Here is a 23,417-nt window from a genome sequence, read left to right on the forward strand (position 1 = left end):
GTTACGCACCACGCCTTCAGTAGCTGAACAGGAGGGACAGCTGATAGAAACAGAAGCCACTGGAGCACCTCAAAAACACCATCATACACTAAATCAGTAAGTTGGCACCATTACCCTATTATATGGCTGGAATAGTTGCAAATTAATTGCTATTATCAAAATACATTATTGCAGATTTCACAATAATCATGGACAAACTTGACGCTCTAAAATTTTTTATCATCGCCTCTGAGACCTTGAACTTCCGCGAAGCAGCCATCAAGCTGTCGGTTTCACCATCAGTAGTAACCCGAACAGTCGCTGAGCTGGAGAAACAACTTGGTGAACCTTTATTCAAACGCAATACGCGTTCGATCTTTCTCACCAGTTTCGGCGAACTATTTTTACCCCAAGCGAAGCGACTGCTTGAAGATTCTGAAAAACTTTTTCAGACAGCGAAAGATGATAATGAAATGAAGGGTATTGTTCGTATCACATTACTTCGATTTCCAAATCATGAACAAATCTTGTATGAACTATTGACAGCACTACGCCCCTATCCTGAGTTATTTATCGACTGGCGTTTAGATATGATGGAACTTGATACTATTGAGCATCGTATCGATATAGGTATACGCGTAGGGCGAGAACCTAATCCAAACTTTATCATTAAAAATATCGGACAAGTTGAACATATTTTGGTTGCATCCCCTGAACTTATTGAGCGACTGGGAGCACCTACTGATTTAGAAGATCTTCGACAGCGTTATCCATTTAGTGGTTTAATTAATCCTGAAACGGGAAAATCATTTGAGTTTATGAGTGACGCAGTAAATACTTTTGTCCCTCGTCATATTGAGTTTTATACTACAGATCCATATGCCGAAATTCAGGCTGCATTGGCCGGGAGAACGGTTGTACAGTCCAGCGACTTTATCTGTAGGGAGTACTTAGCAAGCGGCCAACTTGTTCCCCCATTGCCAGAACTGCGACAGGAGAAATGGCAATTTTATTTATATCGGCCTTACCAGCTGATTACTCCCAAAAGGGTGACGGTCGTTTTCTCGTTATTAGAAAAAATATTACGCAAATATTTCGCATCAAAATAACATTCTCCTCGACGTCCGCATCTGGCACAGAGCGGACATCAGAATATCGGCTATCCCCAACAAACGGATGGCTCTGGCGACAAAAACACTCACCTTCCCAGTGCCGCAACAATTGCCCCCTCCATTTTCTCGGGCGTAGTCATCGGTGCAAAGCGCTTGAGGGGTTTACCGTCACGCCCGACAAGGAACTTGGTAAAGTTCCACTTGATCCGCCCACCCAGCACGCCGGGCAATTCGTCTTTCAGATAACGAAAAATCGGATGTGCTGCGGCACCGTTGACCTCGACTTTCTCGAACATGGGAAAGCTGACGCCGTAGTTAATGTAACAGGTCTTTGAGATGTCGTCGGCACCGCCAGGTTCCTGCTTACCGAACTGATTGCAGGGGAAGCCAAGCACCACCAGCCCTTGATCGGCGTATTTTTTGTACAGTGCTTCAAGCCCCGCATACTGTGGCGTAAAGCCGCACTGGCTGGCCGTATTAACAACCAGAACCACCTTACCCGCATAGTCGGCAATAGAGATAAGTTGCCCATCCAGACGGGTGGCGGTAAGTTGATAAAAGCGAGTCATACTAATATCCCTCAAAGCTGGCCGAAAAGTCATGGTGACCACCCGCAGGGCCGTCACCGTGTAGAAAGTTTACATTCAAGCAGGCTATTTGTGATACATTCCTGGCGCGCCATGACCACCACACTCGCTATCAGGTATGCAGAACATAACAAAAAAATTTCGCTGGCTTCTGCTTACTCTGCCACTCCTCAGCGGTTGTGGCACGCTCTCGCAAATGTCCTCCCCGGAAGGCACTCAGGAACTTCTCACTCATGATTCGCTGGATGGCGACGTTGACAGCGTGGTGCGTCACTACATGGCGCAAAAATCCGTTCCCGGGATGACGGTCGCGGTGATCCATAATCACGGCTCACCGCAGTTTTACACCTGGGGCGTAACCGATGCGGTCAATCGCTATCCGATCAGGACCGACACCCTGTTTGCGCTCGGCTCACTCAGCAAAGGGATCACGGCAGAAGTAGTGGCTTGTCTGGTGAATGAAGGGCAACTGAACTGGAACGATAGCCTGGCGACATTGCTTCCGCCGGGGACGGCGCTTAGCGCGGATGCACAAAAAATCACCCTACTTGAACTGGTAACCCACACCTCCGGCCTTCCGCGTCAGAATATGGATGTTCCGATGCTTGGAAAATTCATCAGCTACTTAAGCACCGGCGATAATTTCTACGGTGAGCTGGATAGCGATAACGTGCTGCTCTACCTCGCCGACTGGCGAGCGCCAAAGAATAAAGTGCCGCAATACTCCAATACCGGCTACGCCCTGATCGGCTACATCCTGAAGCACAAAACCGGCGAAGATATCCAGAGTTTAGCCTCGCGCTATATTTTCCATCCGCTGCAAATGGCTAACAGCAGCTTTACGCCCCGGCAGCTAAAAGGGTACCCCCAGCGTGCGCTTGGCCACGCGGGCGATCAGCCGAAATTTATCCCGCGCGGGCAAATCACTCCGGACTGGCATTTTTCCAACAACATGGTGGCGGCAGCGAGCCTATACAGTAACGCCGAAGATCTGGCGACCTACGCCCGCTATCACGTCTCAACGACCCACAATCCCCTGCTGGACAGCGTCTTTGCCGAAGTGAGAAATACCGATATTCAACGTCCCGACGGGGTACAGGGTATTGCCTGGACCACCGACTTTATCGGTCTGGAAAAAATCACCTATCAGGTCGGCTATATCGGCGGCTACTCCAGCTTTATCGGTTATGACAAAGAAAGAGGCAATGCGGTGGTAGTGCTGCAAAATACCTTTAACTGGAGTAATTACATTGGCATTGCGCTATTGATGGATATGGCGAAAAAAGACGGCCTTACCCCTGGTTCGCCGACTTCGGCCTCAAATTCTCGTCAAACGTCAGCCGTTTCCGTTCAGGCTCAACCTCGCGCAGCGGCTCAACCTGGTGCATAGTGAGCTTGCAGCGCTCCACCAGCACCTGATACTCCCGCGTGCCCTGCTGCTTCCAGGCCAGCTCCTGCTCGCTCAGCTCACGGATCGCTTTGGCCGGGCTGCCGATAATCAGATGGTTGGCGGGCATCTCCGCTTTCGCCTTCACGAACGCCGCCGCGCCGACGATGCTGTTTTCACCAATGACCGCCCCGTCCATCACCACCGCGTTCATGCCCACCAGCGCATTGCGGCGGATCACGCAGCCGTGAAGAATGGCGCTGTGGCCGATGTGCCCGTCCTCTTCCACCACCGTGTCCTGCTCCGGGAAGCCGTGCATCACGCAGTTATCCTGAATGTTCGCCCCGTCTTTCACCACGATACGGCCAAAATCACCGCGCAGGCTGGCATTGGGACCGACATACACGCCTTTGCCCAGAATCACGTCGCCAATGAGCACCGCCGTTGGGTGAACGTAGCTCTCGTCAGGCACGACCGGCGTCAGGCCGTCAATTTGATAAACAGGCATCTTCCCTCCTTATGCGCTTGTAAGACCACCGAAGCGTTGATAGTAGAGCGTGCCGGGCACGGGCAGTTCGCCGACAGAGGTTTCGCCCTTCTCGCTGACAAACGCCAGCGCTCCCGGCGCGACACGCTGATAGATATTTATGCAGAGCTGTCGGGCGCTTTGCCCCGCCCAGTGCGCAGGCAGTAACTCTTCCGGCAGCAGCGGGTCCTTCAGCACCACGCGACGATAAAAGTGAATCAGCAGCAGCTGGATCTGGAAGCAGCGTTCCGGCGTCAGCTCCTCCGGCGCGGCCTCTTTCAGCAGCGGCAGCAGCGGCCGGAACGAGCTGATAAACGACTCGTACATCGCGTTTTGCTCGGTTAACTGCCAGCACTCTTCTACGCGTGAACGCAGCGCGGCACGCGAGAGCGCCAGCGGCGAGTAGGCTTCAAAAAAAATCACGTTTTCGGCCACGCCGGCATCGTGAAGCAGGGACTGCACGTCCGCCAGATGCTGCGACGGCGAGGCCATCAGGCTCGGCGCCAGCGTGCCAAACCCCTGCCAGATCAGCTGCTTTTTAACGTCGGCCAGGGTGGTTTTATCCAGCCCCTCGGAGAGCAGCAGTAACCATTTGCCGTCCCAGGCGGGCAGTTCCGCGCGGTAGATCTTATTCTCCGCGCGACGCGTCAGGCGCAGCCCCTTATCGCTCAGGCGGTAAAAGCTGCGTCGCCCGATGCGCGAGACGTCCAGCCAGCCCTCTTTGTTGAGGCGAAACAGCGCGGTACGCACGAACCGTTCGCCAAACCCCATGCCTTCCAGTAAGGCAGCCAGGCTGCCGAGCCAAATCTCACCGCCGCGATGGGAAAGCGCGTCACCGTATAGCGAGGAGATAAGCGAGGTCCCGCTGACGGGAACGGAGCTGACCGCGTGCTGGATAAAGGCGTCGAGTTTATTCATGTGATTCATTCTGTTGTTATTTTTGTCCTGGATGAATCATAGCATAGGATTCAGGGATAGCCCCTCACCCTAACCCTCTCCCTTTGGAAGAGGGCCGGGGTGAGAGGAAACTTAGCCGTTGGCCGCAACTTTACGCAGGTCAAACACCCGGCAGGCTTTCCCCTCCGAGCGCGGGATGCTGCCGCAGTTCACGATCGTCACGTCGGTGGAAATCCCCACCATCGATTTAATGCGGTGGCGCAGCTGGTGGCACACCTGGCAACGCTGCTCGTGCGTCAGCGTCAGGCTGCTCTCTTTCAGCTCCACCTTCACGGAAAGTGAATCAAGATGTCCGCGACGGTTCACCTCCAGCTGGTAGTGCGGAGAGAGATGTTCGAACTTCACAATCTCTTCCTCCAGCTGCGACGGGAAGACGTTGACGCCGCGAATAATCAGCATATCGTCGCTGCGGCCGCTGATGCGGTCCATACGGCGCATGCTGCGCGCGGTTGCCGGGAGCAGGCGCGTCAGGTCGCGGGTGCGGTAGCGGATCACCGGCAGCGCCTCTTTGGTCAGCGTGGTGAACAGCAGTTCGCCCTGCTGGCCGTCATCCAGCGGCGTGCCGTCGTTCGGGTTAACGATCTCCGGGTAGAAATGATCTTCCCAGATGGTCGGGCCGTCGACGGTTTCGATACACTCCATCGCCACGCCCGGCCCCATCACTTCGGAGAGGCCATAGATGTCCAGGGCCGTAATACCTAAGCGTTTTTCAATTTCGCGGCGCATGGCCTGCGTCCACGGCTCGGCGCCGAAGACGCCCACGCGCAGGGAACAGCCGCTGGCATCGCCGCCCATCTGGCGCTCCAGCTCCTCAATCAGGTTGAGACAGTAGGATGGCGTCACCATGATCATGTCCGGCTGGAAATCGCGGATCAGCTGCGCCTGTTTCTCCGTCTGGCCGCCGGACATCGGGATCACCGTCGCGCCTAAGCGCTCGGCCCCGTAGTGCGCCCCCAGCCCGCCGGTAAACAGGCCGTAGCCATAGGCCACGTGTATTTTGTCCTTCGCGCTGCCGCCCGCCGCGCGCAGGGAGCGGGCCACCAGATTGGCCCAGTTGTCGATGTCGCCCTGAGTGTAGCCGACAACGGTCGGCTTGCCGGTGGTGCCGGATGACGCGTGAATGCGCACCACCTGCTCCATCGGCACGGCAAAGGTATCGAACGGGTAGTTATCCCGCAGGTCCTGCTTGGTGGTGCACGGGAACTTACGGATATCCGCCAGCTCGTTGAAATCGTCAGGATGAACGCCCGCGGCATCAAACTTGCGTTTGTACATCGGCACGTTGTTATAGGCGTGATGCAGCGTCCATTTCAGACGCGCGGTCTGCAGCGCCTGTAACTCGTCAAGGGAGGCCGTTTCAATCGGATCAAGCTTTGTTGTATTTGTCATTGTAGGGTACTCACATTGTTTTTATGCTCAAACACGCTCAAGGATCATGGCAATGCCCTGACCCACACCGATGCACATCGTACACAGCGCGTAGCGCCCGCCGCGTCGGTGCAGTTCGTTACTCGCGGCCAGCGCCAGCCTGGCGCCGCTCATGCCCAGCGGGTGGCCCAGCGCAATCGCGCCACCGTTCGGGTTAACGTGCGCGGCATCATCCGGCAGGCCCAGCTGACGCAGCACGCCCAGCGCCTGCGCGGCGAAAGCTTCATTAAGCTCGATGACGTCCATATCGAGAATACCGAGTCCGGCGCGCTCCAGCACCCTGCGGGTGGCCGGTACCGGGCCGAGCCCCATCAGACGTGGCTCCACGCCCGCCGTCGCCATCGCCACGATCCGCGTGCGCGGGACTACCCCCTGCGCCAGCGCCATCTTCTCGCTGGCGACAATCAGCGCCGCCGCGCCGTCGTTGACCCCGGAGGCATTGCCCGCCGTGACCACCCCGTTCTTACGGAACGGCGTTTTCAGACCGGCAAGCTGTTCGAGCGTGGTGTCGGCGCGCGGATGTTCATCCACGCTGAACGCCGTAACCGTCCCTTTTTTGCCCGGCACCGGCACCGGGACAATCTCCTGCGCCAGAATGCCGTTCTGCTGCGCCTGCGCGGTGCGCTGCTGGCTGCGCAGCGCGAACGCGTCCTGATCGGCACGGCTGATATTTAACAATTCAGCTACATTCTCTGCCGTTTCCGGCATACTGTCAGTTCCGAATTGCTGATGCATGAGCGGATTCACAAATCGCCAGCCGATGGTGGTATCGAAGATCTCCGCCTGTCGCTGAAACGCCGCGGTGGCTTTGCCCATCACAAACGGCGCGCGGGACATCGACTCCACCCCGCCCGCAATCAGCAGGTCGCCGTCGCCCGCCTTAATGGCGCGCGCGGCAAAACCAATCGCGTCCAGCCCGGACCCGCACAGGCGGTTGATCGTTGTGCCGGAGACCGTCTGCGGCAGACCGGCCAGCAGCAACGACATGCGCGCCACGTTGCGGTTATCTTCACCCGCCTGGTTGGCGCAGCCGAAAATCACGTCGTCAAGCCGCTCCAGGTCGAGCTGCGGGTAGCGGGCCAGCAGCGCGCGCAGCGGCACGGCGCCGAGATCGTCAGTTCGAACAGCGGAAAGCGCCCCGCCGTAGCGGCCCACCGGGGTTCGAACGCCATCACAAATAAATGCGTCACGCATCAGGCCTCTCCTGTCACGCTGCCGCCAATGCGGTGAGATTTTCCGCGAAAAAGGGCGACGGTTTTCTGTTGTTGGTTGTGAATTTCAATGTCATACACGCCGGTCAGCCTGCCCTGATGCTTCACCCGCGCGGTGGCGGTGAGCGTGTCCCCGGCAAAGCCCGGACGCAGAAAGTCAATCGAGCAGCCGGAGGCTACCGCCGCCAGCCCCTGGCTGTTGCAGGCGTAGGCAAAAGCGGTGTCTGCCAGCGAAAACAGCTGTCCGCCGTGGCAGGTTTTGTGGCCGTTCAGCATCTGAGGGGTGATGGTCATGGTTACCACCGCGTAGCCCTCGTCCATCTCGACAATGTCCATCCCCATCGCCTGCGCGCAGGCGTCCCGTTCGTACATGGTGCGGGCGTTATGCCAGGCGTTATGACTCATAGCTACTCTCCAGAAGCGCGCGCTGGCGCAGCAGTGAACAGGGGCGATAGCGCTCTTCGCCGTAATGACGCTGCAGGTTCTCCAGCAGTGTCAGCAGGCGCTGCCAGCCCAGGCGCTCGCCCCAGGCGATCGGCCCGCTCGGGTAGTTCACGCCCAGGCGCATGGCGGTATCAATGTCCTTCTCGCTGGCGACCCCTTTTTGCAGGGCATCCAGCGCCTCGTTGGCAATCATCGCCAGCGTTCGCCAGATCAGCAGGCCGGGATAATCGGCAATTTGCACCACCCGGAGCCCCTGCTGCTGCAGGTAGTGAATGGCTTTTTGCGTCGCGGTATGCGGGTTGCTGGCCGCGGCGGCAATGACCGCCACGTCACGCTCGATGCGGTCTACCACCACCACCGGGCCGTTGAGCCGCAGCGCCAGCGCCTGCGCGGTCTCCCCCTGCGTTTCAATCAGGTACACATCATCAATTTCTGTGACACTGTCACGCCTTTTTTCCACGCGCATCGGGCTATAGCTGTCGTTAACCGCCTTGACCCACTGCACGTCGGGTTTGTCACCCTGCCAGTCGTAAACGCCCTTCCCGCTCTTTTTGCCCAGCCTGCCTGCCAGCACCAGCTCCTGCTGAACCAGCGAAGGCAGAAAACGGCGCTCCTGCCAGAAGGCGTTAAAGACCGAGCAGGTCACCGCAAAGTTCACGTCCTGACCGATCATGTCGGTCAGCTCCAGCGGCCCCATCGGGAAGCCGCCGCCTTCGCGCAGGGCGGCGTCAATCACCTCCGGCGGCGCGACCTGTTCTTCCAGCGCGCGCCAGGCCTCGGAATAGAACGGACGGGCGACGCGGTTGACGATGAACCCCGGCGTGGACTGGCAGCGAACGGGCTGTTTGCCCCAGTTCAGCGCCAGCTCGCACAGCGCGTCGGCCACTTCCGGAGAGGTCGCCAGCCCGCTGACCACCTCCACCAGCTTCATCACCGGCGCCGGGTTAAAGAAGTGCAGCCCTGCGACCCGCTCCGGGTGGTGGACGTCCGCCGCAATCGCCGTGACGGAGATGGAAGAGGTATTGCTGGTCAGCACCGTCTGCGGCGGGCAGATCTCAGCCAGCTGCGCAAACAGCGCCTTTTTCACCTCCAGCCGCTCTGAGGCCGCTTCAATCACCAGATCGGCCGCGGAGAGCGCCTCGATATCCGTGACGGGAACCAGCCGGGCAAGGATCTGGCTCCCGGCATCGGCAGAGAGTTTTCCCCGCGTTACCCGGGAGGCCAGACGCTGGCGGATCCCGTCGATGGCGCGCGATATCGCATCGCTGGAGATGTCGTAGATCAGCACCTGATGACCATGGCTGGCGGCGACTTCGGCAATCCCTGCGCCCATCGTGCCGCTGCCGATCACGGCGACAGTCCGTATGTTCAGCATCTTATTTCCCCGTAAAGTTCGGCGCGCGCTTCGCCAGGAAGGCGCTGACGCCCTCGCGGTAGTCATCGCTGCGCCCGGCCAGGCGCTGATAGTCGCGCTCGAGATCGAGCTGGGCGTCCAGGGTGTTGGTTTCCGCGGCATTGATGGCCTGCTTGATCAGCCCCAGCCCGAAGGTCGGCTGCGACGCAAAATGCAGGGCCATCTGCTGCGCCGTAGCGGAGAGCTGTTCGTCATCCACCACCTGCCAGATCATCCCCCACGCCTGCGCCTGTTCAGCGCTGAGCTTGTCGCCGAGCAGCGCCAGCCCCATGGCGCGGGCGCGTCCGGCCACGCGTGGCAGCAGCCAGGTGCCGCCGCAGTCCGGCACCAGACCGAGCTTGCTGAAGGCCATCACAAAGCTGGCGGAGCGCGCCGCAATCACCATGTCGCAGCCGAGCGCCAGCGTGGCGCCAGCGCCCGCCGCTACGCCGTTAACGGCACAGATGACCGGCTTCGGCAGCTTTGCCAGGCGGCGCACCAGCGGGTTGTAGAAGGTTTCCACGGACATGCCCAGATCCGGCGCAGGGCCGTTGGGGTCGACGTTGCGGTCGTTCAGGTCCTGACCGGCACAGAAACCGCGTCCTGCGCCGGTGAGCAGCAGGCAGCGAACGGTGTCATCGCGCTCGGCCTGTTTCAGGCACTCGGCCAGCTGCTGGTGCATCACGTCGTTAAAGCTGTTCAGACGCTCCGGACGGTTCAGCGTAAGGGTCATCACGCCCTGTTCTACATGACTGAGAATAAATTCCACAATTAGCGTCCTTTAAAGTCGGGAGTGCGTTTTTGTAGGAAGGCGTCGATACCTTCCCGGCGGTCTTCGGTGGCAGAAAGCAGCGTAAACAGCTGGCGCTCCTGGGCCAGACCGGCCTGGAGCGGCACTTCCTGGGACTGGCGCAGCGCCTGCTTCGCCGCCTGCAGCGCCAGCGGGGAGTGGCGCGCCATCAGGGCCGCCTGCTTCAGGGCATACTCCAGCGTCAGCGCCGCCGGGAAAACGTCGCTCACCAGCCCGGCGCTCAGCGCCTGCCCGGCGGAAATGCTCTCGCCGGTCAGCACCATTTTGCTGGCCAGGGATTTACCGACGCTGCGGATAAGACGCTGGGTGCCGCCCGCGCCGGGCATGATGCCGAGCGTGATTTCCGGCAGGCCGAAACGGGCGTTGTCGCCAGCGATAACCACGTCGCACAGCAGCGCCAGCTCGCAGCCCGCGCCCAGCGCGAAGCCATTCACGGCGGCGATCAGCGGTTTAGGAAACGCGTTGATTCGCGCCCACAGCTGCGGGCGAATATCGTTCAGAGTGGCAGGCAGGTCTTTCTCCGCCATTTCGTTGAGATCGGCCCCGGCGGCAAAGCAGCGCTCGCTGCCGTAAATCACGCAGACGGCGATGTCGGCATCCACAGCGGCGGCCTCAAGCTGTTCCGCAAGCTGGGTCAACAGCGCGTTGTTGAGGGCGTTGCGCGCCGCCGGACGGTTCAGCGTCAGCTGCAGCACGCGGCCATGACGGGTAACAATCAGTTCGCTCATGCCATCCCCTTCGCGTCAAAGTCGACAATTACGTCCGCGGTTAACGGCAGCGACTGGCAGCTCAGCACATACCCGGCGGCCAGCTCGTCCGGCTCCAGGCTGTAGTTGGTCGCCATGTCCACCTTCCCGCGCAGCACTTTGCATTTACAGGTGGCGCAGACGCCGCCCTTGCAGGCATACGGCAGATCCGCTCCCTGACGCAGGGCGGCATCCAGAATGCTTTCGTCCTCCGCCGTCAGGGTGATTTCACGGTCGCGCCCGTCCTGGCGAACGGTCACTTTCTGTCCTTCTGCCTGCACGTGCGCCGCGCGCTTAACGGTGATTCCGGAGGTGTTAAAGCGCTCAAGGTGAATGGATTTCTCCGGCATCCCCAGCGCCTTCAGCGTGGCTTCCGCGTCGTCCATCATGGCAGACGGGCCGCAGATAAACGCCTCGTCATACTGGCGGAAGTTGATCAGGGTTTTCGCCAGCGCCTGCAGCTTTTCCCCGTCGATGCGGCCATAGAGCAGGTCGCTGTCCAGCCGCTCCTGGCTGAAGATGGAGAGCAGCTGCAGCCGCTGCGGGTATTTGTCCTTCAGGTCCGCCAGCGCCTGGCGGAACATCATGCTCTGGCTGCTGCGGTTGCCGTAGATCAGGGTGAAATGGCTGTTCGGTTCGGTCGCAAGCGTCGCGGAGATAATCGCCAGCATCGGGGTGATCCCGGAGCCTGCCGCAATCGCCAGGTAGTGGCCTTCGCGTTCGGCCCGGGGCTGGTAGCCAAACTGCCCCTGAGGAACCATCACCTCCAGCGCCATGCCCGCTTTGATCTCATCCCGGGCATAGCGGGAGAAGCGCCCGCCCTCAATCGCTTTGACCGCCACGCTGATTTCGCCCGGGGCAGTACTCCGGCAGATGGAGTAGCAGCGGCGCAGCTCGTCCCCGCCAAGCGTCGTTTTTAACGTCAGGTGCTGGCCGGGACGGAAGCGGTAGGCCTCCTGCAGGGCCTGCGGCACCGCAAAGGTGATGGTCACCGCGTCGCGGGTTTCGGGTTCCACTTTTGCCACTGTTAATGAATGAAACGTTGTCATGGCAGCCTCAAATACATTTGAAATAGTCGAAGGGCTCACGGCAGGAATTGCAGCGGTAGAGCGCTTTGCAGGCCGTCGAGCCAAATTCACTGATAAGCGCGGTGTCGGTGCTGGCGCAGCGCGGGCAGCTCACCTCCACCGGGGCGTGCGCGTGACAGCTATGCCCCACCGGCGGACTGATGCCGTACGCCCGCAGGCGCTCGCGCGCGTCGGGGGTCATCCAGTCGGTGGTCCAGGCGGGTTCAAGCTGGAGCACAATGTGCACCGGGGTAAAGCCGTGCGCGGTCATCGCCTCGCGGATCGCCCCCAGCAGGTGTTCCGTCGCCGGGCAGCCCGAGTAGGTGGGCGTGAAGCCGATGACCCAGCCTTCCCCCTGCGCCTTCACGCTGCGCACCATGCCTAAATCGGTGATGGTTAACACCGGCACTTCCGGGTCCGGGATCTGGCTTAACAGCGCCCAGATCTGCGGAATTTGCGCGGGCGCGATGTCGACGAGGCGTTGCATAACGTTCTCCTTTACCACTGCTGACCGGGATACGCGCGCTGGAGATACTGCATTTCCGCCAGCATCGGGCCCAGATGTTCGGTATGCAGCCCCTGCTTGCCCCCGGTGCGGTACGCCACCTCGGCGGGCACCTGCAGGCAGGCTTCATTCAGACCGGCATACACTTCGCTTTCCCACGGCTGACTCAGGAGGCGCGGGTCAACCGCCACGCCGGACTCAATCAGCTCCCGCTCGACGTCATCGGCTTCAAACAGCTCGGCCGTAAAACGCCACAGGCTGTCGATGGCCTGCTGCATTTTTTGCGCGGACGTTTCGGTCCCGTCGCCCAGACGCACCAGCCAGCCGCGGCTGAAGCGCAGGTGGTAGCGCGCCTCTTTAATCGCTTTGGCGGCAATGGCGGCAAGCTGGCCGTCGCGGCTTTGGGTCAGGCGTTCATACAGCGCCACGTTCCAGGCATCCATCAGGTACTGGCGGGCAATCGTGTCGGCGAAGCTGCCGTTCGGCTGCTCCACCAGCAGGACATTGCGGAACTGGCGCTCATCGCGGCCATACGCCAGCGTGTCTTCATCGCCCTGGCCTTCCCGCTGCGCGGCATAGGTCAGGAAATTGCGCGCCTGTCCCAGCAGGTCGAGAGCGATATTGGCGAGCGCGAGATCGATCTCCAGCTCCGGCGCGTGGCCGCACCAGGCGCCGAGACGCTGGGAGAGCACCAGACCGTTGTCGCCCAGACGCAGGGCATAGGCAGTCACTGAGTTCATTCTTTGCCTCACATATGCTCGATGCCGTCGGGGATGGTGTAGAACGTCGGATGGCGGTAAACCTTGCTTTCTGCCGGGTCGAAGAACTCGCCGCGCTCTTCCGGCTGGGAGGCGACAATCTCGCTCGCCTTCACCACCCAGATAGAACACCCTTCGCTGCGGCGGGTATAGGCATCACGCGCATTTTCCAGCGCCATGCGATCGTCGGCGGCATGCAGGCTGCCCACGTGACGGTGGGACAACCCCTGTTTGCTGCGTACGAACACTTCGTACAGCGGCCAGTAGACATTGCTCATGGTTATTTCCTCTTAAGCGGCCTGACGGGCGCGTTGTTTTTCGGCGTGCGCCAGCGCGGCTTCCCGCACCCACGCGCCCTCTTCCCAGGCTTTACGTTTCGCGGCCAGGCGTTCGTGGTTGCAGATGCCGCGCCCGTTAATGACCTCGTCAAACTCCTGCCAGTCGATCTCGCCGAAGCGATAATGACCGCTCTCTTCATCAAAACGCAGATCGGGATCGGGCACCGTCATGCCCAGCATCTCCACCTGCGGCACCGTGTTGTCGACAAAGCGCTGGCGCAACTCGTCGTTGCCAAAGCGTTTGATTTTCCACGCCAGGCTGCGGGCGCTGTTCGGCGAATTGTCGTCGTTCGGCCCGAACATCATCAGCGCCGGCCACCAGAAGCGGTTGATGGCGTCCTGCAGCATCTGGCGCTGAGCCTCGCTGCCCTGCGCCAGCGCCATGCAGGCTTCAAAGCCCTGACGCTGGTGGAAGCTCTCTTCTTTACAGATTTTCACCATCGCGCGGGCATACGGACCGTAGGAGGTGCGGCACAGCGCCACCTGGTTGACGATGGCGGCGCCGTCCACCAGCCAGCCGATCACGCCGATATCGGCCCAGCTCAGGGTCGGATAGTTGAAGATGGAGGAGTATTTCATCTTGCCGTCGAGCATCTTCTGGTAGATGTCTTCCCGCGCGCAGCCCAGCGTTTCCGCCGCGCTGTAGAGGTAAAGCCCGTGTCCGGCTTCGTCCTGCACCTTCGCCAGCAGGATCGCCTTACGGCGCAGCGTCGGGGCGCGGGCGATCCAGTTCCCTTCCGGCAGCATGCCGACAATTTCGGAGTGCGCATGCTGGCCAATCTGGCGGATCAACGTCTTACGGTAGGCGTCAGGCATCCAGTCCTGAGGCTCAATCGCCGTCTCCTGCGCTATGCGCTGCTCAAACCGTTGTTCTTGCGTCACGTCATCACCTTTTATGATTCGTTAGTTTGCAAATTAAAGCGTAATGTTGAATCACTTTGTTTTTTTAAAAGTTACACAAAGGTTAAATATAACCCCAAGAATTGTTTGTTTGTTTTGTGATGCTGCTCGCAAGGCTTTTACTGCAAGCCTTGATAAGCGGGCCTTGGTATTCTCTGATTCATCCATCCAGATCACATCGTTAACAATTCATTAAAAACTCGGCTTGATTTTTATGATTCACGATCAAACTATTAATGGGCAAACCACGTAACATTTGGAGATAAGCGATGCAGCAGTTAGCCAGCTTCTTGTCCGGCACCTGGCAGTCTGGCCGGGGCCGCGAACGCACTATTCATCACGCCATCAGTGGCGAAGCGCTGTGGAGCGTGACCAGCGAAGGGCTGGACATGGCGGCCGCCCGTCGCTATGCGATTGAGCGCGGCGGCGAAGCGCTTCACGCGATGACCTTTATCGAACGCGCGGCCATGCTGAAGGCGGTGGCAAAGCATCTGCTTAGCGAGAAAGAGACGTTTTATGCTCTGTCCGCCCAGACCGGGGCGACGAAAGCAGACAGCTGGGTCGATATCGAAGGCGGCATCGGCACCCTCTTCACTTACGCCAGCCTGGGCAGCCGCGAGCTGCCGGATGACACCGTGTGGCCGGAAGACGAGCCGATCCCGCTGTCGAAAGAGGGCGGCTTTGCCGCGCGCCACGTTCTGACCTCGAAGTCCGGCGTGGCGGTGCACATCAACGCCTTTAACTTCCCCTGCTGGGGAATGCTGGAAAAACTGGCCCCGACCTGGCTTGCGGGCATGCCCGCCATCATCAAACCCGCTACCGCCACCGCGCAGGTGACGCAGGCGATGGTGAAATCCATCGTCGACAGCGGGCTGGTGCCGGACGGTGCCATCAGCCTGATCTGCGGCGGCGCGGGGGATCTGCTCGACCAGCTCGACAGCCAGGACGTGGTCACCTTTACCGGCTCCGCCAGCACCGGGCAAAGCCTGCGCGTGCACCCGAATATTGTGGCGAATGCCATTCCGTTCACGATGGAAGCCGACTCCCTGAACTGCTGCGTGCTGGGAGAAGACGTCACGCCGGAGCAGCCGGAGTTCGCCCTGTTCATTCGGGAAGTGGTGCGCGAGATGACCGCCAAAGCCGGGCAGAAATGTACGGCCATCCGCCGCATTATCGTCCCGCAGAGCCAGATTGACGCCGTGAGCCAGGCGCTGATTGCCCGCCTGGAAAAGGTGGCGGTGGGCGACCCGGCGCAGGAAGGAGTAAAGATGGGCGCGCTGGTCAACGCCAAACAGCGCGCGGACGTGCAGGAGAAAGTGGATCACCTGATCGCCGCAGGCTGCCAGGTCCGTCTGGGCGGCAAAGCGGATTTGCAGGCCGCGGGCGCGTTCTTCCCGCCGACCCTGCTGTTCTGCCCGCAGCCGGATGAAACTCCGGCAGTGCACTCAACCGAAGCTTTTGGCCCGGTTGCGACGCTGATGCCGTATCGCAACGCACAGCACGCAATGCAGCTTGCCCGCGCGGGCGGCGGCAGCCTGGCGGGCACGCTGGTTACCGCAGACCTGGACATTGCCCGCCAGTTTATTCTCGGCGCGGCGCGCGCCCACGGGCGTATTCAGATCCTCAACGAGGAAGCCTCGAAAGAATCCACCGGCCACGGTTCCCCGCTGCCACAGCTAGTGCACGGCGGTCCCGGACGTGCGGGTGGCGGCGAGGAGCTGGGCGGCCTGCGTGCGGTCAAACACTATATGCAGCGCACGGCCATTCAGGGCAGTCCGACCATGCTGGCCGCCATCGGCAAGCAATGGATGCGTGGCGCAGCGGTGCAGGAAGATCGCGTGCATCCGTTCCGTAAATACTTTGAGGAGCTGCAGCCGGGCGACAGCCTGCTGACGCCGCGCCGCACCCTGACGGAAGCGGACATCGTGAATTTTGCCTGCCTGAGCGGCGACCACTTTTACGCCCATATGGACAAGATCGGCGCGGCAGAGTCGATCTTTGGCGAGCGCGTGGTGCACGGCTACTTCCTGATTTCCGCCGCGGCAGGGCTGTTCGTTGATGCGGGCGTTGGGCCTGTCATTGCCAACTACGGCATGGAAAACCTGCGCTTTATCGAGCCGGTTAAACCGGGCGATACCATTCAGGTGCGTCTGACCTGCAAGCGTAAAACGCTGAAGAAACAACGCAGTGCCGAGGAAAAACCAACCGGCGTGGTGGAATGGGCGGTTGAGATCTTCAACCAGCACCAGCAGGCCGTGGCGCTCTACTCCATCCTGACGCTGGTGGCGCGCCAGCAGGGGGATTTCTGACACCTTCCCTTCACCGCCTTTCCTGCCGGGTGGCGCGATGCTTACCCGGCCTACGACGACCAGCCGGGGTGTGACATCGCCCCGCTCTTTTTTTAACCTGGCAAGACTGGCAAATAATCTGGCAGATGCAGGCAAACGCTTTTCTCAGGCGCCTGTCAGGATAGGGCTGTCACAACACTATAAACACAACAAGATGAGGTCTACGATGGGAAGCAATTCTTCTTTTTCTGCCCGTAGAACGGCGCTGGCTATGGCCGTTGCGCTGTGTTGCGCCTGGCAATCCCCTGTTTTCGCCCACGGCAGCGAGGCGCATATGGTCCCGATGGACAAAACGCTGCAGGACTTTGGTGCGGACGTGCAGTGGGATGATTACGCACAGATGTTCACCATTGCGAAAGACGGCGCCTTTGTGAAGGTCAAACCGGGTGCCAAAACCGCCATCGTCAACGGGAAAACCCTCAAGCTCGAGGTGCCGGTGGTGATGAAAGGCAAGAAAGCCTTTATCTCTGACAGCTTCATCAATGATGTTTTCCAGTCCGGTCTTGACCAGACTTTCCAGGTTGAAAAACGCCCTCACCCGCTGAACGCGCTGACGGCGGACGAAATTAAGCAAGCCGTTGAGATTGTCAAAGCCTCGACGGATTTTAAACCGAATACCCGCTTTACCCAGATTGCCCTTGCTGAGCCAGAGAAAGCCAAAGTGTGGGACTTTGTGCTTAACGGTACGGCTGTGGATGCCCCGCGTCAGGCAAAGATTGTAATGCTCGATGGCAAGCACGTTATCGAAAGCGTGGTGGATCTGAAGGATAAAAAAATCCTGCGCTGGGAGCCGGTGAAAGATGCGCACGGCATGGTGCTGCTGGATGATTTCACCGCGGTGCAGCAGATCATCAACGACAGCACGGAGTTTGCCGAGGTGCTTAAAAAACACGGCATCACCGACCCGAAAAAAGTGATTACCACGCCGCTGACCGTCGGCTATTTCGACGGTAAAGATGGCCTGAAGCAGGAAGACCGCCTGCTGAAGGTGGTGAGCTATCTCGACGTCGGCGACGGCAACTACTGGGCGCACCCGATTGAAAACCTGGTGGCCGTGGTCGATCTTGAGCAGAAGAAAATCCAGAAGATTGAGGAAGGTGCCGTTGTTCCGGTTCCGATGACGCCGCGCCCCTACGATGGCCGCGACCGTATAGAGACGCCAAAAAAACCGCTCGACATCATTGAGCCGGAAGGCAAGAACTACACCATTACCGGCGATATGGTGCACTGGCAGAACTGGGATTTCCACCTGAGCCTGGACTCCCGCGTCGGCCCGATGATTTCAACCGTCACGTATAACGACAACGGCAAAAAACGCCAGATTATGTATCAGGGGTCGCTCGGCGGCATGATCGTTCCTTACGGCGATCCGGACGTGGGCTGGTACTTCAAGGCCTATCTTGATTCCGGCGACTACGGCATGGGCACCCTGACCTCGCCGCTGGTGCGCGGGAAAGACGTGCCGTCCAACGCGGTGATGCTCAACGAAACTATCCCGGACTACACCGGCGCGCCGATGGAGATCCCGCGCGCGATTGCGATTTTCGAACGCTACGCGGGGCCGGAATATAAGCATCAGGAGATGGGCCAGCCTAACGTCAGCACCGAGCGCCGCGAACTGGTGGTGCGCTGGGTGAGTACCGTGGGCAACTACGATTACATCTTCGACTGGGTGTTCCATGAAAATGGCACCATCGGCATTGACGCCGGCGCGACGGGTATCGAGGCGGTGAAAGGCGTTCAGGCGAAAACCATGCACGACGCCACCGCCAAAGATGATACAAAATACGGCACGCTGATCGACCACAACATCGTGGGCACCACGCACCAGCACATCTACAACTTCCGTCTTGATATGGACGTGGACGGCATCAACAACAAGCTGGTGGCGATGGATCCGGAAGTGAAGCCGAATACCGCCGGTGGCCCGCGCACCAGCACCATGCAGATCAATCAATACGATATTGATACCGAGCAGCAGGCAGCGCAGAAGTTCGACCCGGGCACGATTCGCCTGCTGAGCAACACCCGTAAAGAGAACCGCATGGGCAACCCGGTTTCGTACCAGATCATCCCTTACGCGGGGGGCACGCACCCGGTGGCAACCGGCGCGAAATTTGCCCCGGACGAGTGGATTTACCATCGCCTGAGCTTTATGGACAAACAGCTGTGGGTGACCCGCTACCACCCGGATGAGCTCTACCCGGAAGGGAAATTCCCTAACCGCTCCGTGCACGACACCGGCCTGGGGCAGTACAGCAAGGATAACGAGTCGCTCAACGATCAGGATGACGTGGTCTGGATGACCACCGGCACCACCCACGTGGCGCGTGCGGAAGAGTGGCCGATTATGCCAACGGAATGGGTGCATACCCTGCTTAAACCGTGGAACTTCTTCGACGAGACGCCAACGCTCGGAAAGAAAAAAGACGAAAAATAACCATCCACCGGGCAATTGCCCGGTTTTTTTTGCCCTGGCGTTTGAGGATCGTCCTGGCTTGCTTATAGTTACTGATATCTCACCTGCATGATTTATCCCCCGGACGGGAAAGGGCTTTATGGAAAAAAGAAAAAAACCGACGCTGGAACGGGCAACCTGGCCAACGCGCCAGGCCATGGTCATGCATGGACTGGCGATGAACCTGCCGTGGCTGGCCTTCGTCAATATCAGCTTCGCGGTGATGATTCTGCTGCGACACGTTCTGCTTAAGGCCAGCGATCCCCTTTATCCCCACTCGCCGCAGCTGACGAGAATCGTCGATGCCTCCATGCTCGGTATTGTTATCCTCTCGGCTGCGCTGATCCTTATGGCCTGGCGGCGCATCGCCGGCATCAGCGTGGTGTTGTTTATCTGCAGCGCCATCTGGTCGGTCTCCTGCTTCTGGTTTATCACCCAGCTGCTGCTCCCGCACGTCTGGCCGTTGTGCGTTATTCTGTTACTCGCCGGTTTGACGGCGCTCTATTTCTACCCTGAAGGGCTGCTCGCCTTTGTGCTCCCGCTCTGGATCACCCTGCCGATAGCAAGCTGGATACGAAACGATGGTCTCAACCTTCACTTCGTTGTTATCTGGAGCGTCTTTACGCTGATCCTGATCTGCGGGCGTTTTATTCTGCTGAGCTGGTTTGACGAAGCCTGGCGACGTAACCAGCAGAATCAGCTGCTGATTTCGCGGCTGGATGCGCTGGCGCATCAGGACCCGTTAACCAAAACCGCCAATCGACGGAAAATGGAGGTGGTGCTGGAGAACGCGGTTGAGCAGAAGAAGCCCTTCTCGCTGATTATGCTGGATATCGACTACTTCAAGCGCTACAACGACACCTACGGGCACCAGGCGGGTGATGACTGTCTGACGCGCGTGGCGCGCGTGCTTAAGCAGTCGGTGCGCACACCTGAGGATGTGGTGTCACGCTACGGCGGCGAAGAGTTTCTGGTGATTCTGTTTAATTGCCCGGAGAACATCGCTGAAAAGGTCGCCCTGCGTATCCAGGACGGCCTTCGCGCAGAGGCCATACCGCACGGCGCCTCGACGGTCAGCGACCATGTCACCGTGAGCATGGGGATTGCGGGGATGGCGGGGGGACTCGCGGGCACCGAGATTATCGCCCGCGCCGATGCGGCGCTGTATCGGGCGAAAGAGGCCGGGCGGGATCGGTGGTCGCTGTAGATAAAAGCCGGGTGGCGCTGCGCTTACCCGGCCTACGGTTCGAGTCGTTGTAGGCCGGGTAAGGCGTAGCCGCCACCCGGCTTGCTTTTTAATACCGCACGCACACCGACTTGGTTTCACACCAGCCGTCCAGCCAGTCCGGACCGAAGTCACGCCCTGTCCCGGACTGCTTCATCCCGCCGAACGGCAGGTTGGCGTCGATCAGCGTATGGCTGTTCACCCACACGGTGCCCGCCTGCAGCCTGTCGGTGTACTCCAGCGCCTTGCTGATATTCTGCGTCCAGACGCTGGCCGTCAGGCCATATTCGGTGTCGTTTGCCAGCTGGAGCGCCTCTTCCCCGTCGGCGACACGTACCAGGTTGACCACCGGACCGAATACTTCTTCGCGGGTGAGCCGCAGCGAGGCATCCGGGTTCACCACCAGCGTCGGCGACACGTAATAGCCTTTGCCCTCCGGACCACGGTTACCGACGATCAGCTCCGCGTTGCGCGACGTCGCCTCATCAAGGAAAGACTGCACCTTGTCGCAGTGCGCACGCGACACCAGCGGGTTGATAAACGCCTTCGGCGACATGCCCGGCCCGACGCTCAGGGATTTCACCGCCTGTTCGAACCCACCGACCAGCGTGTCAAACAGCGGCGCCTCTATGTAGATACGCGAGCTGGCCGCGCACACCTGCCCCTGGTTCAGGAAGCTGCCGGTCATCAGGCCTTCGATCACCCACGCGGGGTCCGCATCCTTCAGCACGATGGCCGGGTTTTTCCCACCGAGCTCCAGGGTCACGCCGGTGAGCGTATCCGCCGCCGCGCGGGCAATTTGCTTACCCGTCGCCGTTGAGCCGGTAAAGCTCACCTTCGCGATATGCGGATGCGAGGTCAGCGCTGCACCACACACCGCGCCGCTGCCGGTCACCACGTTGAACACCCCGTCCGGGATGCCCGCTTCACTGGCGAGTTCCGCCACGCGCAGCAGGGTCAGCGGCGTGGTTTCCGACGGCTTAATGACGATAGAGCAGCCCGCGGCCAGCGCTGGCATCACTTTCCACATGCCAATCATCAGCGGGAAGTTCCAGGGCACAATTCCGGCCACCACGCCAACCGGCTCTTTACGCGTCCACGCCTGATAGCGTGCCCCCTGCGGTAGCGGGATGGAGAGATCGAGGGTTTTGCCCGCAATTTTGGTGGTCAGCCCGGCGGTATAGCGCATCCAGTTCAGGGTGCAGCCGACTTCAAAGGCACGGGAGATGTTGATGGACTTGCCCTGCTCCAGCGTTTCAAGCTGAGCCAGCTCCTCGCCGTGCTGTTCGACGAGATCGGCGAAATGGAGCAGGATCCGCTCGCGCTCCGCCGGGAGCTTTCCGGCCCAGGTACGGGCCACAAAGGCGCGCCAGCCGGACATGACGGCACGATCAACGTCGTCGACGCTGGCATCGGCAGTTGAGGCAATCACCTCGCCCGTGGCCGGGTTGTAGACATTAAGCCGCTTTTCACTGTCCGACGCGGCCTGACGCCCTTCAATCCACAGGCCATGCTGTCGGTCTAAAAATTGTTGCACGGCAGGCTGAATAGCCACCAGTGATTCAGACATAGGATACTCCTTCGTTATTCTTCTCAGGGTGTTAATCCAGTCTAAGAGGGGTTTTGCATTCTCGCTTTTGTCTCTGTGACATTCGCTTTGCCACCTGTGACAGGCGCCGCAAATCGCGATAATTGCCGCTTATATCGCTGTTACCGGTGAGTGTTCTTTCCTATAGTCAGCCTCATAGCTCTGACAAAATGCAACACAAATGCAACAATGCGAAAACGTTGACGGTGCAGTGAGAGAAACGATGGCGTGTGCAAGCGAGCAGGAACAGTATCAGCAGTGGCTGGCGCAAATTAACCAGGTTTGCGGGCGTTTTAACGCGCAGCCCACCGGGGGCAGATTCTACGGCGAGCTGGAGACCAGCTATGCGCGCAGCCTGAAGCTCAGCACCGTCACCGCCGGTGGTGTCAACCTGTTCCGCTCCCGTGAGGAGATCAAACAGAGTAACGATGCCTGGTTCTATACCGTGTTTCAGCTCGAAGGCAGCGCGGAGATTGAGCAGGATGACCGTCGCGCGGTACTCAGAACCGGGGATATCACGCTGATTGACGCCTCACGCCCCTGCTCGATCAACTGGCAGGAAAAATCCCGCCAGATTTCGCTCCTGGTTCCCCGTCAGATTATTGAGCAGCAGTGCCGTTTTCAGGAGATAAGCTGCGCCACCGCCCTTTCCCGCACGCTGCCCACGGTGCAGCTGAGCCATCGCCTGTTGATGGAGAGCATGAGCAATGCCAGCCTGAGTGACCGGGAGAGTGAAGCGGCGCTCGAAGCGATGATCTGCCTGCTGCGCCCCGCTTTCCAGCAGCGCGAAATCATTCAGCCGCGTAAGGAGCGCCAGTTCCAGCATGTGGTGGCGCTGATTGACGACCACATTCAGTCTGAATCGCTGCGTCCGGAGTGGATTGCCGCCGAGAGCGGAATGTCCGTGCGCAGCCTTTACCGTATGTTTGCCGAGAAGGGGCTGGTGGTTGCGCAGTACATTAAAAACCGCCGCCTGGATCGCTGCGCGGAGGTGCTGCGCGCAGCCGGTGATGACGAAAAGCTGGCGGGCATTGGCTACAGCTGGGGGTTCACCGACCATAGCCATTTTTCAACGGCGTTTAAGCAGCGCTTTGGCGTTTCGCCGGGTGAATACCGCAAGCGCTACCGCTAGCTATTTTTTCAGCCATTTTCCGTTAATGCCCTTCACATACTCGCCCGGCTGGGCGCGGGCAACCAGTTTTTGCCCTGCCATTTTGGCCACTTCATCGACCGGCAAATTATTGCTGTCAGCCAGCTTCTGGTAGCTTTCCGTGCGCGCCGCGTTGATGCGATTGACCAGCGCCAGCGTTTCGGCATCCTGTTGAATCGGGGCCAGATAACCGCTGAGGGTTTCCCCCACGCGCCCCTGGGCCCGGGCATCGTTGAGGGTGAGCGTAGCCGCCTGCACGTTCATCCCCAGCGCCAGCAAAATCAGAGCTACTCGTTTCATGGCATCCTCAGAACAGATCGCTGCGCGATTTCAGCAGGGTTTCAACGTCTTTATCGACCTTAATGTGGATCTCATGTTCGATTTTGACATTCATGTTGATGGTAATCGGCTCCTTTGGCGCAGCGACTTCAATGCGCGGCGTACAGCCGGACAGTAGCGCGGCAACGGCAACGGTGAGCGCACCAGCCATCTTTTTCAT

The 23,417-nt window shown here is 59.6% G+C and carries 24 protein-coding genes; 6 read left to right on the forward strand and 18 right to left on the reverse strand.

The features are described 5' to 3' along the window. Window positions 1–60 (reverse strand): IS1 family transposase (locus FHC52_RS23045; protein WP_131646547.1); only part of this gene is annotated, 60 nt, incomplete at its 3' end. Window positions 61–188: 128 nt separating this feature from the next. Here FHC52_RS23045 and FHC52_RS15120 point away from each other — a divergent pair. Then, the gene (locus tag FHC52_RS15120; RefSeq protein ID WP_220420130.1) at window positions 189–1,088 is read left to right on the forward strand and encodes a LysR family transcriptional regulator; all 900 of its coding nucleotides are present in this window, start codon (window positions 189–191) and stop codon (window positions 1,086–1,088) included. Between the two features lie 89 nt (window positions 1,089–1,177). Here FHC52_RS15120 and FHC52_RS15125 read toward each other — a convergent pair whose 3' ends face one another. Next, a complete protein-coding gene (locus tag FHC52_RS15125; RefSeq protein ID WP_021241340.1) occupies window positions 1,178–1,660 on the reverse strand; it encodes a glutathione peroxidase in 483 nt (160 codons plus the stop codon). Between the two features lie 136 nt (window positions 1,661–1,796). Between FHC52_RS15125 and FHC52_RS15130 the strand changes: the two genes are divergently transcribed. Further along, a complete protein-coding gene (locus FHC52_RS15130) occupies window positions 1,797–3,068 on the forward strand; it encodes a serine hydrolase (protein WP_220420131.1) in 1,272 nt (423 codons plus the stop codon). Here FHC52_RS15130 and paaY read toward each other — a convergent pair. The 13 genes from paaY to paaA form a co-directional block, all read right to left on the reverse strand. Further along, window positions 2,971–3,573, reverse strand: coding sequence for a phenylacetic acid degradation protein PaaY (gene paaY / locus FHC52_RS15135; protein ID WP_045335928.1), 603 nt, complete (start codon window positions 3,571–3,573; stop codon window positions 2,971–2,973). The two genes, FHC52_RS15130 and paaY, sit on opposite strands and share 98 nt — an antisense overlap. A gap of 9 nt (window positions 3,574–3,582) precedes the next feature. After that, on the reverse strand, window positions 3,583–4,518 hold the full coding sequence (gene paaX / locus FHC52_RS15140; protein WP_063616975.1) for a phenylacetic acid degradation operon negative regulatory protein PaaX: 936 nt from the start codon (window positions 4,516–4,518) through the stop codon (window positions 3,583–3,585). 102 nt (window positions 4,519–4,620) lie between these two features. Next, window positions 4,621–5,937: a phenylacetate--CoA ligase PaaK gene (gene paaK / locus FHC52_RS15145; RefSeq protein ID WP_023327374.1), complete on the reverse strand. Its 1,317-nt coding sequence runs from the start codon at window positions 5,935–5,937 to the stop codon at window positions 4,621–4,623. A gap of 27 nt (window positions 5,938–5,964) precedes the next feature. Further along, entirely contained in the window at window positions 5,965–7,170 is a 1,206-nt protein-coding gene (gene pcaF / locus FHC52_RS15150) for a 3-oxoadipyl-CoA thiolase (protein ID WP_063616974.1), read from the reverse strand. Then, window positions 7,170–7,592 carry a hydroxyphenylacetyl-CoA thioesterase PaaI gene (gene paaI / locus FHC52_RS15155; RefSeq protein WP_062935615.1) on the reverse strand — a complete coding sequence of 141 codons (423 nt, stop codon included), beginning with the start codon at window positions 7,590–7,592 and terminating at the stop codon, window positions 7,170–7,172. The genes pcaF and paaI overlap by 1 nt, the downstream gene beginning before the upstream one ends. Next, window positions 7,582–9,006, reverse strand: coding sequence for a 3-hydroxyacyl-CoA dehydrogenase PaaH (gene paaH, locus FHC52_RS15160; RefSeq protein ID WP_063616973.1), 1,425 nt, complete (start codon window positions 9,004–9,006; stop codon window positions 7,582–7,584). Before paaH ends, paaI begins: the two co-directional genes overlap by 11 nt. Before the next feature lies 1 nt (window position 9,007). Further along, complete coding sequence (gene paaG / locus FHC52_RS15165) at window positions 9,008–9,796, reverse strand: 2-(1,2-epoxy-1,2-dihydrophenyl)acetyl-CoA isomerase PaaG (protein WP_032623001.1); 789 nt, start codon at window positions 9,794–9,796, stop codon at window positions 9,008–9,010. Beyond that, window positions 9,796–10,563, reverse strand: a complete 768-nt coding sequence (gene paaF / locus FHC52_RS15170; protein ID WP_045416146.1) for a 2,3-dehydroadipyl-CoA hydratase PaaF — start codon at window positions 10,561–10,563, stop codon at window positions 9,796–9,798. The genes paaG and paaF overlap by 1 nt, the downstream gene beginning before the upstream one ends. Next, window positions 10,560–11,630 carry a 1,2-phenylacetyl-CoA epoxidase subunit PaaE gene (gene paaE / locus FHC52_RS15175; protein WP_063616972.1) on the reverse strand — a complete coding sequence of 357 codons (1,071 nt, stop codon included), beginning with the start codon at window positions 11,628–11,630 and terminating at the stop codon, window positions 10,560–10,562. The genes paaF and paaE overlap by 4 nt, the downstream gene beginning before the upstream one ends. 7 nt (window positions 11,631–11,637) lie before the next feature. Beyond that, window positions 11,638–12,135, reverse strand: coding sequence for a 1,2-phenylacetyl-CoA epoxidase subunit PaaD (paaD, locus tag FHC52_RS15180; RefSeq protein WP_008502378.1), 498 nt, complete (start codon window positions 12,133–12,135; stop codon window positions 11,638–11,640). Window positions 12,136–12,146: 11 nt separating this feature from the next. Further along, window positions 12,147–12,893 (reverse strand): 1,2-phenylacetyl-CoA epoxidase subunit PaaC, encoded by a 747-nt coding sequence (paaC, locus tag FHC52_RS15185; RefSeq protein ID WP_063616971.1) that lies wholly within the window; start codon window positions 12,891–12,893, stop codon window positions 12,147–12,149. 8 nt (window positions 12,894–12,901) lie between these two features. After that, the gene (paaB, locus tag FHC52_RS15190) at window positions 12,902–13,189 is read right to left on the reverse strand and encodes a 1,2-phenylacetyl-CoA epoxidase subunit PaaB (RefSeq protein ID WP_008502380.1); all 288 of its coding nucleotides are present in this window, start codon (window positions 13,187–13,189) and stop codon (window positions 12,902–12,904) included. Between the two features lie 12 nt (window positions 13,190–13,201). Beyond that, the gene (gene paaA / locus FHC52_RS15195; RefSeq protein WP_063616970.1) at window positions 13,202–14,131 is read right to left on the reverse strand and encodes a 1,2-phenylacetyl-CoA epoxidase subunit PaaA; all 930 of its coding nucleotides are present in this window, start codon (window positions 14,129–14,131) and stop codon (window positions 13,202–13,204) included. 287 nt (window positions 14,132–14,418) lie between these two features. Here paaA and paaZ point away from each other — a divergent pair, with 287 nt between their 5' ends. From paaZ to FHC52_RS15210, 3 genes are all read left to right on the forward strand, one after another. After that, window positions 14,419–16,458 (forward strand): phenylacetic acid degradation bifunctional protein PaaZ, encoded by a 2,040-nt coding sequence (gene paaZ, locus FHC52_RS15200; RefSeq protein ID WP_063616969.1) that lies wholly within the window; start codon window positions 14,419–14,421, stop codon window positions 16,456–16,458. A 205-nt stretch (window positions 16,459–16,663) separates the two neighbouring features. Beyond that, window positions 16,664–18,937 (forward strand): primary-amine oxidase, encoded by a 2,274-nt coding sequence (tynA, locus tag FHC52_RS15205; protein ID WP_063616968.1) that lies wholly within the window; start codon window positions 16,664–16,666, stop codon window positions 18,935–18,937. 118 nt (window positions 18,938–19,055) lie between these two features. Further along, window positions 19,056–20,162 (forward strand): GGDEF domain-containing protein, encoded by a 1,107-nt coding sequence (locus FHC52_RS15210; RefSeq protein WP_220420132.1) that lies wholly within the window; start codon window positions 19,056–19,058, stop codon window positions 20,160–20,162. An 88-nt stretch (window positions 20,163–20,250) separates the two neighbouring features. Here FHC52_RS15210 and FHC52_RS15215 read toward each other — a convergent pair whose 3' ends face one another. Then, a complete protein-coding gene (locus FHC52_RS15215) occupies window positions 20,251–21,750 on the reverse strand; it encodes an aldehyde dehydrogenase family protein (RefSeq protein ID WP_063616966.1) in 1,500 nt (499 codons plus the stop codon). A gap of 241 nt (window positions 21,751–21,991) precedes the next feature. Between FHC52_RS15215 and feaR the strand changes: the two genes are divergently transcribed. Next, on the forward strand, window positions 21,992–22,900 hold the full coding sequence (gene feaR, locus FHC52_RS15220; protein ID WP_021241324.1) for a transcriptional regulator FeaR: 909 nt from the start codon (window positions 21,992–21,994) through the stop codon (window positions 22,898–22,900). Here the strand turns inward: feaR and FHC52_RS15225 are convergent, their stop codons facing one another. Together FHC52_RS15225 and FHC52_RS15230 are read right to left on the reverse strand one after the other, a co-directional pair. Next, the gene (locus FHC52_RS15225) at window positions 22,901–23,218 is read right to left on the reverse strand and encodes a YdbL family protein (RefSeq protein ID WP_008502387.1); all 318 of its coding nucleotides are present in this window, start codon (window positions 23,216–23,218) and stop codon (window positions 22,901–22,903) included. Window positions 23,219–23,225: 7 nt separating this feature from the next. Further along, window positions 23,226–23,417, reverse strand: a complete 192-nt coding sequence (locus tag FHC52_RS15230; RefSeq protein ID WP_008502388.1) for a YnbE family lipoprotein — start codon at window positions 23,415–23,417, stop codon at window positions 23,226–23,228.

It is taken from the genome of Enterobacter sp. EC_64 (assembly GCF_019584165.1).
Taxonomy (GTDB): domain Bacteria; phylum Pseudomonadota; class Gammaproteobacteria; order Enterobacterales; family Enterobacteriaceae; genus Enterobacter; species Enterobacter roggenkampii.